A 16,731-nucleotide genomic window follows, 5' to 3' on the forward strand; every position below is an offset into this window, starting at 1 on the left:
TCCAAAGTTCTAATCGCTGCCCGCAAAACGCTTCGTTCCATATTTGCAGCAGCGGTTCCAGACAGGCCAGAACAAAGTCTGCGTGAACCGGAAACCGGCAAGGCGTCAAATTGTCGACAACGTGACATCGACAACCCCGCCGATCACCAGAAACTCATCCTCGCCCTGCAGCACGCCGGGTAGCAGGCCGCACTGGAAAAAGATCTTGGTCAGCGGAATATTCACTTCAAGTATGTAGTCGCCGAATTCGCAGGCGCGTTCGCGGCTGCAGGTGAATGAATTGAGGTTGTTGAGGAGGACCACGTGTTGTCCGCCCCGCCCCTTGCCCAGCACCTCATGGTCGGCCAGGCGATTGACGCCGCGATAGAGCGTGACGTGCCGGGCCCCTTGATGGCGTTGCGCCAGTTCAAATTGGCAGAAGGTGTACAGCAGATCGAACTGCGCTTCGAGTGCACTGGTGCCGTACAAGCCATGCGAGCGCATTTCCTGGTAGCGCCGGTAACCTTCACCGGCCGGATCACGCAGGGGCTGTCCGTGGTAACGCGGCATCAGGCCGAAGCGTGACTCGACCCAGCCTTTGAGCACGGCGCCCTCGCGGCTGTCGGAATCGAAGCTCCAGCCGCGAATCATCCGGATGTAGTTGGCCTTGGCCCGGCTTTTCCGACGCCCGCGCAGTTCACCGCTCAACCCCATTTCTTCAGGCCACTCGAGCTGGAAATGGACAGTCAGGTAATCGCGAAAGACGTCGGCCCGCGCGTCCGGTGCAGCTGCATTGAGGCGCCGGAACAGATCGCTGTGCAGCTCGGCGACGCCATCGATCAATAAGGGGCTGGGGTATTGCTGGTAAGTCAGGCCACCGAGGACGACGGCAGGCAGATTACAGCGATTGATCGGCAGGCGAGCCTCGCGCGGCAACGTCGCTTTGTGAGTTGATCCGGCCTGAAGGCCGGGACTGCCTGGCAAAGAGTCAGATAGGAGACTGTCGTCTCCTGAGGGTGGTTTTGTCTCGCTTGCGCTCGACGCTTTGTCGTCACCCCTACAAAGCGTAGGGATATTGTCGGATGTACCCGCCCCGACAATCACCGGCTCATTTTTTATTTTCATTTAATAATCAATCGATTACGGTCTGCCAGTCGACCTGGCACGCTACGTGCAAAAGGTGAGGTGCGACTCTCAAAGATTCCTTCGCAAATCGACTGACAGACTAAGGAGATTACACCATGGCTAAACTGCGTCAATGCGCCATCTACGGCAAAGGCGGCATCGGCAAGTCCACCACCACTCAGAATCTGGTGGCTGCACTCGCTGAATCCGGCAAGAAAGTAATGATTGTTGGCTGCGATCCGAAAGCCGACTCAACCCGCCTGATCCTGCATAGCAAGGCTCAGACCACCGTAATGCACCTGGCTGCTGAAGCCGGTTCGGTGGAAGATCTGGAACTGGAAGACGTCCTCTCCGTCGGTTTCGGCGGCATCAAGTGCGTTGAATCCGGTGGTCCGGAACCCGGCGTCGGCTGTGCCGGCCGCGGCGTTATCACCGCCATCAACTTCCTTGAAGAAGAAGGCGCGTACGACGAAGATCTCGACTTCGTGTTCTACGACGTTCTGGGTGACGTGGTCTGCGGTGGCTTCGCCATGCCGATTCGCGAAAACAAGGCTCAGGAAATCTACATCGTTTGCTCCGGCGAAATGATGGCCATGTACGCTGCCAACAACATTGCCAAGGGTATCGTGAAGTACGCGAATTCCGGTTCTGTCCGTCTGGCCGGCCTGATCTGCAACAGCCGCAACACCGACCGCGAAGACGAACTGATCATGGCCCTGGCTGGTCGCCTTGGCACCACGATGATCCACTTCGTGCCGCGTGACAACGCTGTTCAGCACGCTGAAATCCGCCGCATGACCATGGTTGAATACGATCCGAAGCACAAGCAATCTGACGAATATCGTCAGCTCGCCAACAAGATCGTCAACAACACCAACTTCGTCATCCCGACTCCGATCGAGATGGAAGAGCTGGAAGACCTGCTGATGGAATTCGGCATCATGGAAGCGGAAGACGAGTCCATCGTCGGTCAGACCGCTGCCGAACTGGCTGCCTAAGCAAGACCCTGCAAGCTACGGCGGGGGCATCGCTCCCCGCCACTTTCAACCAGTACGTCGGCCACAGATTGGTGGCGACGTCAGGAGGAAAACATGACAACTCTGTCTCGCGAAGAAACCGACGCCCTCATTGCCGAGGTGCTTGAGGTTTATCCGGAAAAAGCTCAGAAGGATCGCGCCAAGCATCTCGCGACCAATGATCAAACCGTTGAACAATCGAAGAAGTGCATCACTTCCAACCGCAAGTCCCTGCCGGGCGTCATGACCATTCGTGGTTGTGCCTACGCTGGCTCCAAGGGCGTGGTCTGGGGTCCGATCAAGGACATGATCCACATCTCGCACGGCCCTGTCGGCTGCGGTCAGTATTCCCGCGCCGGTCGCCGTAACTACTATGTCGGCACGACCGGCATCGACACCTTCGGCACGATGAACTTCACCTCCGATTTCCAGGAGAAGGACATCGTCTTCGGCGGCGACAAGAAGCTCGCCAAGCTGATCGAAGAAGTCGAACAACTGTTCCCGCTGCACAAGGGTATCTCGGTCCAGTCCGAATGCCCGATCGGCCTGATCGGTGACGACATCGAGTCCGTCTCCAAGAAGGCTGCCGCCGCCATCGACAAGCCGGTTGTCCCGGTTCGTTGCGAAGGCTTCCGCGGTGTTTCCCAGTCCCTCGGCCACCACATCGCCAATGACGCGATCCGTGACTGGGTTCTCGACAAGCGCGACGGCGCCGCCTACGAATCGACCCCCTACGATGTAGCCATCATTGGTGACTACAACATCGGTGGCGATGCCTGGGCAACCCGTATTCTTCTCGAAGAGATGGGCCTGCGTGTCGTGGCTCAGTGGTCCGGCGACGGCACCATTGCTGAAATGATGAACACGCCGAAGGTCAAGCTGAACCTGCTGCACTGCTACCGTTCGATGAACTACATCTCCCGTCACATGGAAGAGAAGTACGGCATTCCTTACCTGGAATACAACTTCTTCGGCCCGACGAAGATCATCGAATCGCTGCGCAAGATCGCTGCCTTCTTCGACGATTCCGTCAAGGAAAAGACCGAAGCTGTCATCGCCCGCTACAAGCCGATGATGGACGAGATCATCGCCAAGTACAAACCGCGTCTCGAGGGCAAGAAGGTCATGCTCTACGTCGGCGGCCTGCGTCCGCGTCACGTTATCGGCGCCTACGAAGACCTCGGCATGGAAGTCATCGGCACCGGCTACGAATTCGGCCACAACGACGACTACGACCGTACGATCAAAGAAATGGGTGATGCCACCCTGCTCTACGACGACGTCACCGGTTTCGAGCTGGAAGAGTTCGTCAAGCGCCTGAAGCCCGACATGGTCGGCTCCGGCATCAAGGAAAAGTACATCTTCCAGAAGATGGGCATTCCTCTGCGCCAGATGCACTCCTGGGACTACTCGGGTCCTTACCACGGTTACGACGGTTTCGCGATCTTCGCCCGTGACATGGACATCGCCCTGTCCAACCCGACCTTCAAGAACCTGACGCCCCCGTGGAAGAAGGTTGCTGCTGAAGAAGTCAAGAAGGCTGCCTAAGTTTCAGGAATTGGGAAAAAGTAGCGGCGGTGGGTGATTGCGGACTTCGCGTCCTTCACCCACCCCTCTACCGGAAACCCTGATCATCAACCTTTCGCCTGGCACCGCAGATGAGCGGACCGGGCAAGGAGATAGCAATGCAAACCGCAGACAACATCAAGCCCTGTTACCCGCTGTTCCGCGACGACGACTACAAGAAGAACCTCGCTGAAAAGCGCGAACTCTTCGAAGAAGGCCATGGCCCCGAAAAGGTCTGGGAAACCTTCGTCTGGTCGACGACCAAGGAATACCAGGACCTCAACTTCAAGCGCGAAGCCCTGACCGTTGATCCGGCCAAGGCCTGCCAGCCGCTCGGCGCCGTCCTCTGTGCCTCCGGCTTCCACAAGACCCTGCCTTACGTGCATGGTTCGCAAGGCTGTGTCGCCTACTTCCGCACCTACTTCAACCGTCACTTCAAGGAACCGTGTTCCTGTGTGTCCGACTCGATGACCGAAGATGCAGCCGTGTTCGGTGGTCAGAAGAACATGATCGACGGTCTGGAAAATGCCAAGGCCATCTACAAGCCGGACATGATCGCTGTTTCCACCACCTGTATGGCGGAAGTTATTGGTGACGACTTGAATGCCTTCATCAACAACACCAAGAAGGCCGGCAACATTCCCCAGGAATACCCGGTTCCTTACGCCCATACCCCGTCCTTCGTCGGTTCGCACACGACCGGTTGGGACAACATGGAAGAAGGCATCCTCCGCTACTTCACGCTGAATTTCATGGATGGCAAGAAGGTCGGTTCGAACGGCAAGATCAACATCGTTCCGGGCTTCGAGACCTACCTCGGCAACTACCGCGTCATCAAGCGCATGCTGACCGAAATGGGCGTCGATTACACGATGCTCTCCGATCCTTCCGAAGTCTTCGACACCCCGGCTGACGGCGAATTCCGCATGTACTCGGGCGGCACGACGATGGACGAAGTCAAGGACGCACCGAACGGCATCACCACCCTGCTGCTGCAACCGACCCAGCTGGAAAAGACGAAGAAATTCGTCGAAAACACCTGGAACCATGACATTCCGAAGCTCAACGTCCCGATGGGCGTCGAATGGACCGACGAGTTCCTGATGAAGGTCTCCGAAGTCACCGGCAAGCCGATCCCGGCCTCCCTGGAACTGGAACGTGGTCGCTGCATGGACTTGGTTTCCGACAGCCACGCCTGGCTGCACGGCAAGAAGTTCGCCATCTACGGTGATCCGGACTTCGTCATGGGCGTCGTCAAGATGCTGCTCGAAGTGGGTGCCGAGCCGACCCATATCCTCGCCCACAACGGCAACAAGCGTTGGGCCAAGGTCATGGAAAAGTTGCTCGCCTCCAGCCCGTTCGGCGTCAATGGCAAGGTCTATGCCGGCAACGACTTGTGGCACATGCGCAGCCTGTGCTTCACGGACAAGCCGGATTTCCTGATCGGCAACTCCTACGGCAAGTACATCCAGCGCGACACCCGCCACCTGGGTGAAGAGTTCGAAGTACCGTTGATCCGCCTTGGCTTCCCGATCTTCGACCGCCACCACATGCACCGCGCCACCACCATGGGCTACGAAGGCATGATGTCTGTAGTTACCCAGCTGACCAACGCTGTCCTTGAGCAACTCGACAAGGAAACGATCGGCATGGGCACCACCGACTACAACTTCGACCTGGTTCGCTAATCGGTCTTCGCAATGCCCCGCTACCGGCAACGGTAGTGGGGCATACGCGCGAACCTTGGCGACAACATCATTAGGGAGCCGAAATGGCCAACATCATGATCCAGCAAGGCAGCAGCGGTGGGCTGGTGTTCTACCTTCCGAAGCGCGACCTGGAAGCGTCCATCGAATCCATCGAATTCGACACCTCAGAAAAATGGGGTGGCGAACTCAAACTGGACAACGGTGGAACGTACTACATCGATCCGATCGCCAAACCGGCTCGCTTACCGATTTCGCTGAGAGCAAAGCGCCTCGGCGCTGCCGAAGACTAAGCCCGTTGAAACCTGCCCGCCCAGCCAGCCAAAGCCAGCCAGGGCGGATTTAAAGGAGAGCATCATGGCAATGAAAATCGACCCCGACATGTGCACCGCCTGCGGTGACTGCAAGCCGGTTTGCCCAACCAAGGCCATCAGTTCCGGCAAGATCTTCTTCAAGATCGATGCTGCCACCTGCACGGAATGCGACGGCCACAACGATTCACCGTTGTGTGTCGACGTTTGCCCGTCGGGTTGCATCAGCCCGGCCTGAGCCAAAGAGTCTTGAGCCGAACACCGGGGCAGCGAAACCTGCACCGGTGTTCCACTGAAGACCCTCTGTGGAGCACACCATGTCGAATACGCCAATTGCCTCTCGTGAAGCTGCTCTGCGCATTGCGCTCGCGGCCCGCGCCCTGAACGGTCTCGATGTTCGTGCCCTGGTCGGCGCGTTGATCGAGAAACTCGAAGCCCCGCTCACCGAAAGCAAGCTCGGTACGCTGACCGTCGAAGACCTGCGCGTCATCCTGGCCGGCGACTTTGCCGAACAAGGCTGCCACGTCGGCGTCGAAGGCGAAGCGCTCAAGGAAGCCGTCCGCCTGCTCTGGGGCCAGGGCGTCGAGAACAGCGATTTCCCGGCGGTCGATGCCTATACCGATGGCGACATGCCCGGCTCGCTACGTGTCGCCATTGCGGCCAATCGCGGCGAGACTCTGGACGGCCACTTCGGCTCCTGCGAACGCTTCCTGGTCTATCAAGTCAGTCAGGATGCCATCCGGCTGATCGACATCCGCACGACGGTCGAAGCCGATACGGCCGAAGACAAGAATGCCGCCCGCTCGGCGCTGATCAACGACTGCCAGATCGTCTACGTGCAATCAATCGGCGGCCCGGCAGCGGCCAAGGTCGTTCGCGCCGGCGTCCATCCGGTCAAGAAGCCTGAAGGCGGCAAAGCCCGCGAAGTGCTGGTCGAGCTGCAGGCTCGCCTGGCCAGCCCGCCGCCTTGGCTAGCCCAGATCATGGGTGTGCCATCCGCCTCGCTGGCGCGCTTCGAGGAAGATTTCGAAGAAGAGGAATCAGCATGATTACCCCGACACTCCTCGCCCGGGTCGGCGAAGCCGCCCTGCTGGATGGCACCGCCGCCGCGCTGCGCCAGCGCTTTCCCGAACTGCATTTTACCGAATGCAGCGAAGACGACGTTTCGCCACGCTATCGCCCGGCTTTCAGCATCGAAGGCTACGAACTTTTCTACATCTCCGGCGCCACCGGCCATTGCCTGGAAATCACCAACAACGCGGAAGCCGCCACCGGCATCCTGATTGCGTCCAAGGTCGATGACGAGTGAAAAGACCGCCGCCGATGCCGGCGTCGGAAAACTGGGCCTGTGTTCCGGCTGCCGTTTTTTCCCGGAATACCTGAACGGCCATCGATGCACACCGGGCGATGCCTGCATCCGCGCGCACAGCGGCCGGCAGATCGACCGCTTCCTGCGTGCCAACCCGGAACTGGCACACGAATACCTGAATGACATTTTCTGGGAACGGCGGGCCATTGCCACCCGATATGCCACGGTCGACGCCATTTTGGGGCTGAAAATGGACCCCGATGAAGTGGTCCGCCGCGTCGTCGCCATGCGTCTGCCGGTCGACGAGTTGATCGACATGGCCGCCGACCGCGACCGCGAGGTCCGGCTTTCCGTCGCCGCCCGCCTGCCCGAGGCGCTGCTCATCCGCCTGATCAACGACCCGGACTATTTGATCCGCGCCACCGTCGCCCGCCGCCTACCGCACGGCCAGTTAGCCAAGCTGACCAAGGATCCGGAACGCGAAGTACGCAAGGTCGTCGCCTCCCGTCTGCCGCCTTTTGCCCTGCACCTGCTGGCCGAGGACGACGAACCGGAAGTTCGCGCCATTGTCGCCGAGCGCGCCCTGCCCGGCCTGGCCGCCGCCATGCTGCAGGACAGCGAGTGGTGGGTTCGCCTGGCTGCCGTCGGCAACGCCCCCATCGAATTTTTGCGGCCACTGACCGCCGACCCGGAAATTGAAGTCCGCGAAGCCGCGCAAGCCCGGCTCGCCGAATCGGAAGCTGCCTGACCACAAGGGAAAGTCATGAAACAAGACCAGGGTTGGACCGAATACTGTAAATCACTGTCACCGGCGATTGTTGAAACCTGCGCCAAGACGCCGGTCAGCGCCGGCCCGGCCGCACTGGTCAAAGCCCTGAGCAACGCCCTGCCCGAATGGAAATTTCGCCACGCACTTGGTCGCGGCGGCTGGTACCGTCTCGGCGGCATCGTCGACGCCGCCGGCCAGCGCGTCAGCGACAGCCTTGAGAGCTGGGTCGAAAACGCCATCGACGAGCGCGACGGCGACATCAATCGACTGATCGATGACTATGCCAGTCAGCAACTCTACGCCACGCGACTGGTCGGCCAGACGCACTACCTCGTCGCCTCGGCCGGTGAAGGCAGCGACGACTTCCTGCAACTGGAAATCGAAGACCTGCAGGAAATGCGCGTCCATCAGCTTTTCGTCAACGAGCCGACGACGCTCGAAGAACTTGTCGATCCGCGCGGCGGCAATGACGCTCCCATTCCGGTCGGCCTGCCCTTCTACGCCTTCCGCCGCATCCAGCACGTCGGCAATTTCCTTAAGCGCATGCTGGCGCAAAAGCCGGAACCGGCCTCGATTCACCGCATGGTCGACGACTGGAGCAAGAGCAGCGCCGGCAGCGCCACGACTTTTTACAACCACTGGGTCATCGCCACCCGCGAACACCTCGACCGCTATCACCAGCCGGTCTTTCGCGCCCAGCCGATTGCCACTCTGGCTGGTGAACCACCCGAATTCGAAGCCAGCGCCGGAACCAGCGGCCTGAGCCTGCAGGAAGCATTAACCCGCTTCGACCGCGAAATCGGCTACCCGCTCGCCTGGTATTTCCACATGCTGAGCACCAAGGCGGTTCCCCACTGGGTAGCCCAGACCGTCGTCGAAGACGCGCTGGCCGGCTTCGCTTACCTGCCGCAACGCGATGTCGATGTCGTGCGTGGCTGGCTGCACCGGCCGTATTCGGTTTGAGGCTTCCGGAGAATTGGCGCAAACGGGTATTTCCAGCCTAGCGGAATCGGTACCTGCTTTGCGCCACAGGTGTTCCATTTCCCTGTCGCAACACCTCAGGATGCCAATGAAACCTCAGGCTCCCCTGATGGAATCCAGACGATATCCTTTGCCATAAACAGAAGAAAGGACAAGACCCATCTCGCCGTCCAGGGAAAGCTTTCTGCGTAGCCGACTCAGATGGGTATCGATGGTGCGAGTATCCACGAGCAATTCGCGCGACGAGATGCTCTTGAACAACTCTTCCCGACTGAATACCCGACCGACGTTCTGCAGCAACAAGGTAGCCAGATCGAATTCGCGCTGCGTCAACTCGACATCGCTGCCGTCCAGCCTGATGCGCCGCCCCTGCAAATCGATATCGACCTTACCCACGAGCAGGCGCTCACTTGAATGCGAAGGTCGGCGACGCAGCAGGCCGGCAACCCGCGCCATGAATTCCATGTAGCGAATGGGCTTCGGAACGAAGTCGTCAGCGCCCATGCGCAGAATATCCGCAGCGCTCTCCTCTTCAGCTCGTGCGGTGCAGAACATGATGGGCACATCCCAGCCGCAATGCTCACGAATGTATTTGAGCACCTCATCGCCGCTTATGTCCGGGAGAGTCCAGTCGATGATGAAAAAATCGTAGGTACTGGTTTGCACGGCGTTCAGGCAACTGCGCCCGTCCGCAAATACATCGACCTCGTAACCCTCGCTCCTTAACAGAGCCTCAAGTACCGCAGCCTGACTGCGGCTATCCTCGACAACGGCAAATTTCATAACGCTCCGCATATAACTTCAAATTTGACTGCATGGGACTCATCCCGGCGAAATTGATGACCGAGGGTAATCCAGCCATTCCCCCGGAGTCCGGCAAGTTCGCGCTTGATAACAATGACACTCCCTTCGCTGGGCGTGATGACTGTTCCGTTCGTGCTCTGGTCAACGAGCACGCAACGGCCACGTTGATTGATGATCCGACAATGACTGCGCGATGCTTTCGGGTCGTTGATGACGATATCGCTCTGCGGATTGCGGCCAATGCTGATGACGGGATGCTCATCGCCAAACTGAAACAGCCGACCGCCATGGTGCAGAATAATGCTCGGTTTGGCTGGCCGGGTAGTTTCCGTCCTGGATGGATCGATGGAAACACTGGCAACAGAAGCAATGGCATTGCCCTGCCAATTGATGGCATGGGCTGACGTTCCGGCAGCGGCATCGGGCACGGGGTAAAGTTTCTGCCGCAGTGGCGGTGACAAGCCTTTGAGCACTGCCCCGGATACCACTACACTTCCATCACCCAACATGCCTGCCAATCGGGCGGCAGTTGCTTCAATGGCATCCGTATTGCCATTGGAAATCTGCTCAGCTGTCCCGGCATGAATGCCTATCTGGACCCCCACCCGTGTTCCCGACATTTGGGGGATAACCGCGCAGCGCCGCTGCATCTCGCAGGCGCCCAGCACGGCCGCCTCAGCTGTCTCGAAAGCCGCCACCAAGCTTTGCGGTGCGCGGCTTATGACCTTCCCCTGATAGGACTCGGTGGCACGCTCCAGCCGATTGATGCGGCGACGAACCGGTTCGCCCTGCATCATGATCGCCGACGCCGAAATGTGTTCTGAATGCCCAAGGATGTCGGCCCGCACCAGATAAACGGGCCGCACCTTTTTCATCGGGATGTCCCTTGCGCCTTGAGATCGGAGATTGCTTTGCTGAAAGGATGTGACCACATTCGGTACCTGCTTTGGATGTCGATTCGCTCGGTCACATCGCAGATCTGACAACGTCAAGCATCGCCATACCCACGCCCACACTATGGGGCGATGACCAATTTTCAGTACGATGGTATAGAGCTGACCGAGGAGAGCAATTGCCCCAAAGGGCAAAATGGCGCAAAAAGTCCGGTCGACCGTGAGTTTTCACACACACCGGTGCTTCTTGGTTTCCTAAAGATGTCCTTCGTCGGCAATGCGGACAAGATCCGCCATCCCGCTGGCTCCAAGTTTTTCCATGGCGCGCTGCCGATGCAGCTTTACGGTGCGCAAAGCAATGGCAAGCTCTTCCGCGATCGCTGGATTGGTCTGGCCAGACACCACACGCCTTACGATGTCGCGTTCCCTGTCGGTCAGGGAATCAATCCGCGCCAGCAGATCGGTTTTCCGTTCACGCTGTATATGCCGCGCGGCGCTCACGCTCAAGGCACTGACCAGCGCGGCAAGCAGAATGTCAGCATCGATCGGTTTGATCAGAAAATCCAGCGCACCGGCCCGAAACGCGCTCACCGCCTCACGAGCACCGCTATCCCCACTCATCAGCAGCAAGGGCGTTTCGTCCAGCCCGGCAAGACGGCTTTGCAGTTCGAGCCCGTTTAGCTCAGGCATCTTTACATCGCACAGTACGCAGCAGGGGCCGGGAAAAGATGGCCGGTTGCTGGCCAATACCTGAAGATAGCTGAGCGCCGACGTATGCGTTTCGCAGGCGTAGCCCTCCATTTCGATCAAGGCTGCCAGTGCCGACAGTATTTCGGTGTCGTCGTCGATAACGACGATACGGCCACGAGCGCAGCGTGCGGCAAGCTTCTCGTCGCTCATCGTGACGGGCTGGCGGGAACGATTCTGAACCATCAATATTTCGCTTCAGGCAGGGCCGGCAAGTTGAGCTCAAATACCGCCCCGCCACCATCTGCATTCGCCACCGACAATGTGCCGCCATGCTGCACGGCAATGCTTCGGGAAATCGATATCCCCATGCCGAGCCCTTTCGGTTTGGTCGTAAAAAATGGCCTGCCGATCATGCTGAGTATTTCCGGGGCAAGAGCTGGCCCGGTGTCACGAATACGCAGAACGGCACGCCCATCTGCGCTGCTGCACGAGACCTGGATCTCGCGCCGAGGGACTTGCGAAAGCACCTCGATAGCGTTGCGAAACACATTGAAGACGATCTGTGACAACTGGATTGGGTCGCCCATCACCAGAACCTTTTTGGCATCCGCTTGAAACACGAAACTGACCTGACTGTTATCAGCCTCATGGGCCACCAGTTCGGCGATTTCGACGGCGATTCGGTTCAGATCAACCCGGACGTTACGCGATATGGATGGCCGGATGAAGTCGCGAATGCGCTCAATAATCTGCGTGGCGCGCTGCGTGTTATGGACTATTTTGTCGAGAAAATCGGTTGTTTGGTTGCTATCGAAGCGTCCCGCCTGCAGCCCACGCTTCGCCACCTGGGCGTTGGTCAGGATTGCAGTCAGTGGCTGAGTCAATTCATGACCCAGCGATGCCGACATTTCGCCGAGGCTGCGCTGACGATCGAGATGGGCGATCTGCTCGCTAAGTCGGCGATTTTCTTCATCGCGAGCCCGTTCTGCGGCGGCTTTCAGTTCGCGCCGCATCGAACGATCCAGCGCCAGGCCAACATAGCCGAAATGCCCGATCACCGAAGAGAGCATGACGGACAGCACGAGCAGTTGCGAACTGAGCCCTTGCGTCAACACGTTGACGCCAACCGTACTGCTCTGCACCGAATAGGCGCGAAACAGCCAGGCACAAGCCACCACAGCGTAGACCCAGGCGATCCATTTGGCGCTTCGGCTCTGCTCGTCACGTCCAATGCGCCAGGCGAGAATGGCAATGTAGCCAAGCAAGCTTGCCCCGACACAACTGTTGTATTGGGCACGTAGCAAGGCGTTCTGCAAACCCAGATGAATACCTTCGAAGATAAGGAACAGGATCACGATCGCAGCCAGAATCGAGCCTGGCCGCAGAGGTTCGCCAAGATCCAGACGCAAGGACTGGATGCGGGCAAAGTGGGAACACAGGATCATCAGGACGCCCAACGACAAGCTACCCCACTCCGGAAGAAATCCTTGCAAGCCCGACAGCACCATTCCGCCACCAGCCAGCAGACCGCCGCCACACCACAGGGCAACCTGGCGGGAGTGTTGTCCGGCCAGCACAACCCAGGTGATGGTGGGCAGAATCAGGTAGAGCAGCCCGACCATCAGCAAAGCGGTTCGAATATCAAGGAAAGTCATCTGGCTCAGGCGCTCAGCTCAGCGTAGCGGCGCAAACAAATCGTGGTGGTTTTCCAGACGGCAGATCACCGCAAACGCTCTTAGCGCGCTGCTGTCCAACCGGACCTGATTTTCCCATTGCCGCCTTCCCCATCCGCCGAATCACCACAACCTGCCACAGAAGGGATGGTAGACGGTTTATGCGGGGCGACAACTGCACCAAAGGGCAATACCAGAAAATTCCATACACATGACTTTACAGAGCAGACAACCTCAGGCCATACCCCTGACGCGAAACCAGCCGGCGATGCTGCGGCGTGAATGGCGGGCGGCGAGCACCTGATGCGGAAACGATTCGCTCAGGAAAATGATCATCGTGCCGAATTCCGGGTTGACCGTGGCGAGGACTGCATCGCCGGTTGGGGCAAAGAGGAGCAATTCGCCGCCGTCGGCAGCCTGCCAGGCTTCATTCAGATAATAAACAGTCGACAGAACGCGGTTCCGTGCCCCGGCCAGCACATCCGAATGCCGGGCGTAGCCGGCGCCTGAGCCGTAGATGGCGTAGTGGCACTCGTAATCAAACAAGCCGAGAAAAAGCGCCGCGTTCAGCCCGACGCGCAGCTCTTCCATCCACGCCAGATAGGCTTGATCGACGCTGTCCTGGCCATCGAGCCAGCAGATAACGTCACCGCGAATGGCGTCGATCCGCTTTTTGGCCAGACCGCGGCCAATCTTGGCAGCATGAAAGCGCCCGCAATCGTCATCCTGGCAACGGAGCAGCAATTGGGCGGAGAGTTTTTTCAGTAACGGCGCCCGCAGGACGATGTAGCCAACACGTTCCAGCTGCTCGGCAATGAGGCTCAGGTTGATCGTCGAACCGCATTCAGTCACCCGGGAGACAATTCGCGTTTTGGCGTCAGAACATAGACTTTCTGCTCGACTCGAATCGGCTGACAGATTGCCGAATCAGGATCAGGCTCGAAGATACTTTCAACATGGCTGAGCTCGATGTCGAAAGCGTTGGTGTACAGACTGGCAATTTCGTCGGCCACGGCAAAGGGCTGCCCTTGCGTTTCGCCCTCGTCCGGCTCCTCGGTGGTCAGCAGCAGCATGCGGCAACTGGCGGGCAGAATGCGCCGAAGTTGGGCGATGTAGTCGCCGCGAATGTCGTCAGGCAGGGCTGTCAGCGAGGCGCGGTCGAAAACGACGGAAATATCGCCCAGATCGGCCGCCGTCAATTTGAAGAAATCGCCGCACAGAATCTCGATTCGCCCATGTTCCCACAGCGTAAACTTGCCGACTTTCCGGCACGTCGGCTGCAGCTTGTTTTCACGGAAAAAAGCGCGGACAGCCAGCGGGCTGAGTTCAACGCCGATCACCTTGTGGCCTTGCTTGGCAAGCCAGAGTAGATCGAGGCTTTTTCCGCAAAGTGGGACAAATACCCGGTCTTCCACGGTCAACCGGAGATTTGGCCAAAATTCGACAAGATGCGGATTCACCGCCAGCTGATGAAAAGCGATCTCGTCGTCGCGCCAGGATTGTTGCCAAAGTTCGTTGTCACGCCCGGTCATGGCGGATTCTTCCCTTCAAATACAGCGTTGTTGAATCAGGAAAATGTTCTGATCGAAAGACACAACGCTTCATTGGTGGCCTGCTTCGCAATTGGCGGAACAAAATGAAAGCGCCGGATTTGTGTTCCTGGCTAGGCGCGAACCGGAGCGATAGCCTAACTATCGCGAGGATGGGCAACAACGCCAGGGACGCAAAGACCAGCTTTCATGTTTCGAAAATTGCGAAGCAGGCCACTAAAAGAGCCATGCAGGCCGAAAAGGCACTCGTGCGGTTGGGGTATTTTGGCTACCCGGTGACGACTAGCCTATCACCGAAATTGCCGGCACGGCGCGACGAAACAATTTGTCGCATTCGCTACATTGGCCCCACACCATCGCCAGCACAAAAAAACTTCTCCGTATTTTCAATAACTTGCAAATTGGCACCATCCTTGCTGAAAAGAAGCCGAGGAGATTTCCATGACCCAAGCGGCTTTCGTCACCATCAACGACACCACCCTGCGCGACGGCGAACAGTCAGCTGGCGTGGCGTTCTCGCTGGCCGAAAAACTGGACATCGCCCGCCAGCTCGCCGCCATCGGCGTGCCCGAACTGGAAGTCGGCATCCCGGCCATGGGCGACGAAGAGCGCGACTCCATCCGCGCCGTCGCCGATCTCAAGCTGGCCCCGCGCCTGATGGTGTGGAGCCGCATGCACCCGACCGACATCGCCGCCTGCGCCGATCTCGGCGCGCACATGATCGACATTTCGGTGCCGGCCTCCGACCAGCATCTCTCCTACAAGCTCAAGCAGGACCGCGCCTGGTTGCTGCGCGAACTGCCCAAGTTCATCGGCGCTGCGCTCAGCCTTGGCCTCGAAGTCGGCCTCGGCTGCGAAGATGCTTCGCGCGCCGACATGAATTTCCTCTGCGCCCTGGCCGAAACAGCCGAACGCGCTGGCGCCCGCCGCCTGCGTTTTGCCGACACCCTGGGCATCCTCGAGCCCTTCGGCACCTTCGACAAGATCAGCACCCTGCGCCGCAACACCGGCCTCGAAATCGAAATGCACGCCCATGACGACATGGGCCTGGCCACCGCCAACACGCTGGCCGCCTGCAAGGCCGGCGCGACGCATGTCAATACGACGGTCAACGGCCTCGGCGAACGCGCTGGCAACGCCCCACTCGAAGAAGTCGTCCTCGGCCTGCAAAAGCTTTACGGCATCGAAACCGGCGTCAGCCTCAAAGGCTTCCCCGCCCTCTCCAGCCAGGTCGCCAGCGCCTCCGGTCGCGCCGTGCCCTGGCAGAAGAGCATCGTCGGCGCCGGCGCCTTCACGCACGAAGCCGGCATCCACGTCGATGGCCTGCTCAAGCACCCGGACAACTATCAGGGCTACGACCCGCAGGAAGTCGGCCAGTCGCACCGCATAGTCCTCGGCAAGCATTCCGGCTCGCGCGCTGTGCAAGTGGTTTTCGCCGGCCTCGGGATCGAGCTCGGCGAGCGAGAAGCGCAGGCCATGTTGCCGCGCGTCCGCAACTTTGTCGCCGAACACAAACACGCACCGGAAACCGCCGATCTACGCGATCTTCTGACCTCCGTCCGGAGCCAACTCCATGTCTGAAGCGATGACCATGACAGCAACTGCACTGGCAGTCCCCGGCCTGTGGGCGACCCTCAAGGAAGACCTGGCCTGCGTTTTCCAGCGCGACCCGGCGGCCCGGTCGACACTTGAAGTACTGACAACCTATCCCGGCGTCCACGCCATCCTCACCCACCGGCTATCGCACCGCCTGTGGCTGGGCGGCTGGCGCTTTCCGGCGCGCCTCCTGTCCTTCGTCGGGCGGACGCTGACCAATGTGGACATCCACCCCGGCGCCACCATCGGCCGCCGCTTCTTCATCGACCACGGCGCCTGCGTCGTGATCGGCGAAACGGCTGAAGTCGGCAACGATGTCACCCTCTACCACGGCGTCACGCTGGGCGGCACCTCATGGAACAAGGGCAAGCGCCACCCGACGCTGGCCGACGGCGTCGTTGTCGGCGCCGGCGCCAAGATTCTCGGCCCGATCAACATCGGCGAACGTGTTCGCGTCGGTGCCAACTCGGTTGTCGTCAAGGACGTGCCGGCCGACCGTACCGTCGTCGGAGTTCCCGGCCGGATCGTCGACACCCGGGTCGGTACGGCACGCCCTGAAAACGGCATCAGCCTCGATCACAATCTGATGCCTGACCCGGTCGCCAAATCGATCGCCTGCCTGATCGAACGCATCGAAATCCTCGAAAGGGAACTGGCGGAAGTCCGCCATGAACCGGCACCACCCGATCATAGTGGCCAATGCAATACCTGCTCGGCCGGCGACCTGTGCTGCGAGCACGAGTCCATGCACTTGGTGAATTGA

At 59.3% G+C, this 16,731-nt stretch carries 18 protein-coding genes; 11 read left to right on the plus strand and 7 right to left on the minus strand.

Annotated features, from left to right (window positions below; genetic code table 11):
- Positions 1-105: 105 nt before the first annotated feature.
- Positions 106-915 carry an NAD(+)--dinitrogen-reductase ADP-D-ribosyltransferase gene (locus WBK19_RS03390; protein ID WP_511286954.1) on the minus strand — a complete coding sequence of 270 codons (810 nt, stop codon included), beginning with the start codon at positions 913-915 and terminating at the stop codon, positions 106-108.
- A 305-nt stretch (positions 916-1,220) separates the two neighbouring features.
- Here WBK19_RS03390 and nifH point away from each other — a divergent pair, with 305 nt between their 5' ends.
- The 9 genes from nifH (at position 1,221) to WBK19_RS03435 (ending at position 8,744) form a co-directional block, all read left to right on the plus strand.
- Positions 1,221-2,102, plus strand: coding sequence for a nitrogenase iron protein (gene nifH, locus WBK19_RS03395; protein WP_511286956.1), 882 nt, complete (start codon positions 1,221-1,223; stop codon positions 2,100-2,102).
- Positions 2,103-2,195: 93 nt separating this feature from the next.
- Positions 2,196-3,668: a nitrogenase molybdenum-iron protein alpha chain gene (nifD, locus tag WBK19_RS03400; RefSeq protein ID WP_511286958.1), complete on the plus strand. Its 1,473-nt coding sequence runs from the start codon at positions 2,196-2,198 to the stop codon at positions 3,666-3,668.
- Positions 3,669-3,805: 137 nt separating this feature from the next.
- Positions 3,806-5,374: a nitrogenase molybdenum-iron protein subunit beta gene (gene nifK / locus WBK19_RS03405; RefSeq protein ID WP_511286960.1), complete on the plus strand. Its 1,569-nt coding sequence runs from the start codon at positions 3,806-3,808 to the stop codon at positions 5,372-5,374.
- A gap of 83 nt (positions 5,375-5,457) precedes the next feature.
- Positions 5,458-5,685, plus strand: coding sequence for a putative nitrogen fixation protein NifT (gene nifT, locus WBK19_RS03410; protein WP_511286962.1), 228 nt, complete (start codon positions 5,458-5,460; stop codon positions 5,683-5,685).
- A 64-nt stretch (positions 5,686-5,749) separates the two neighbouring features.
- On the plus strand, positions 5,750-5,941 hold the full coding sequence (locus WBK19_RS03415; protein WP_226498256.1) for a 4Fe-4S binding protein: 192 nt from the start codon (positions 5,750-5,752) through the stop codon (positions 5,939-5,941).
- Between the two features lie 79 nt (positions 5,942-6,020).
- Positions 6,021-6,752, plus strand: a complete 732-nt coding sequence (locus WBK19_RS03420; RefSeq protein WP_511286964.1) for a dinitrogenase iron-molybdenum cofactor biosynthesis protein — start codon at positions 6,021-6,023, stop codon at positions 6,750-6,752.
- Positions 6,749-7,012 carry a DUF6129 family protein gene (locus WBK19_RS03425; protein WP_511286966.1) on the plus strand — a complete coding sequence of 88 codons (264 nt, stop codon included), beginning with the start codon at positions 6,749-6,751 and terminating at the stop codon, positions 7,010-7,012. Before WBK19_RS03420 ends, WBK19_RS03425 begins: the two co-directional genes overlap by 4 nt.
- Positions 7,002-7,760, plus strand: a complete 759-nt coding sequence (locus WBK19_RS03430) for a 4Fe4S-binding leucine-rich repeat protein (RefSeq protein ID WP_511286968.1) — start codon at positions 7,002-7,004, stop codon at positions 7,758-7,760. The genes WBK19_RS03425 and WBK19_RS03430 overlap by 11 nt, the downstream gene beginning before the upstream one ends.
- A gap of 15 nt (positions 7,761-7,775) precedes the next feature.
- Positions 7,776-8,744, plus strand: coding sequence for a hypothetical protein (locus tag WBK19_RS03435; protein WP_511286970.1), 969 nt, complete (start codon positions 7,776-7,778; stop codon positions 8,742-8,744).
- A gap of 114 nt (positions 8,745-8,858) precedes the next feature.
- On the opposite strand, the gene WBK19_RS03440 is transcribed toward WBK19_RS03435, so the two are convergent.
- From WBK19_RS03440 to WBK19_RS03465, 6 genes are all read right to left on the minus strand, one after another.
- Positions 8,859-9,545 (minus strand): response regulator transcription factor, encoded by a 687-nt coding sequence (locus WBK19_RS03440; RefSeq protein ID WP_511286972.1) that lies wholly within the window; start codon positions 9,543-9,545, stop codon positions 8,859-8,861.
- A complete protein-coding gene (locus WBK19_RS03445; RefSeq protein WP_511286974.1) occupies positions 9,542-10,441 on the minus strand; it encodes an FHA domain-containing protein in 900 nt (299 codons plus the stop codon). Before WBK19_RS03445 ends, WBK19_RS03440 begins: the two co-directional genes overlap by 4 nt.
- 273 nt (positions 10,442-10,714) lie before the next feature.
- Positions 10,715-11,392, minus strand: coding sequence for a response regulator transcription factor (locus WBK19_RS03450; protein ID WP_511286976.1), 678 nt, complete (start codon positions 11,390-11,392; stop codon positions 10,715-10,717).
- Complete coding sequence (locus WBK19_RS03455; protein WP_511286978.1) at positions 11,392-12,657, minus strand: sensor histidine kinase; 1,266 nt, start codon at positions 12,655-12,657, stop codon at positions 11,392-11,394. Before WBK19_RS03455 ends, WBK19_RS03450 begins: the two co-directional genes overlap by 1 nt.
- Before the next feature lie 399 nt (positions 12,658-13,056).
- On the minus strand, positions 13,057-13,674 hold the full coding sequence (locus tag WBK19_RS03460; RefSeq protein ID WP_511286980.1) for a 2OG-Fe(II) oxygenase: 618 nt from the start codon (positions 13,672-13,674) through the stop codon (positions 13,057-13,059).
- Positions 13,671-14,354, minus strand: coding sequence for a thiopurine S-methyltransferase (locus tag WBK19_RS03465; protein ID WP_511286982.1), 684 nt, complete (start codon positions 14,352-14,354; stop codon positions 13,671-13,673). The genes WBK19_RS03460 and WBK19_RS03465 overlap by 4 nt, the downstream gene beginning before the upstream one ends.
- 459 nt (positions 14,355-14,813) lie before the next feature.
- Between WBK19_RS03465 and nifV the strand changes: the two genes are divergently transcribed.
- Positions 14,814-15,953, plus strand: coding sequence for a homocitrate synthase (gene nifV, locus WBK19_RS03470; protein ID WP_511286984.1), 1,140 nt, complete (start codon positions 14,814-14,816; stop codon positions 15,951-15,953).
- Positions 15,946-16,731, plus strand: coding sequence for a serine O-acetyltransferase (gene cysE / locus WBK19_RS03475; RefSeq protein WP_511286986.1), 786 nt, complete (start codon positions 15,946-15,948; stop codon positions 16,729-16,731). Before nifV ends, cysE begins: the two co-directional genes overlap by 8 nt.

Origin of the sequence: Azonexus sp. (assembly GCF_049652925.1) — a bacterium.
Taxonomy (GTDB): domain Bacteria; phylum Pseudomonadota; class Gammaproteobacteria; order Burkholderiales; family Rhodocyclaceae; genus Azonexus.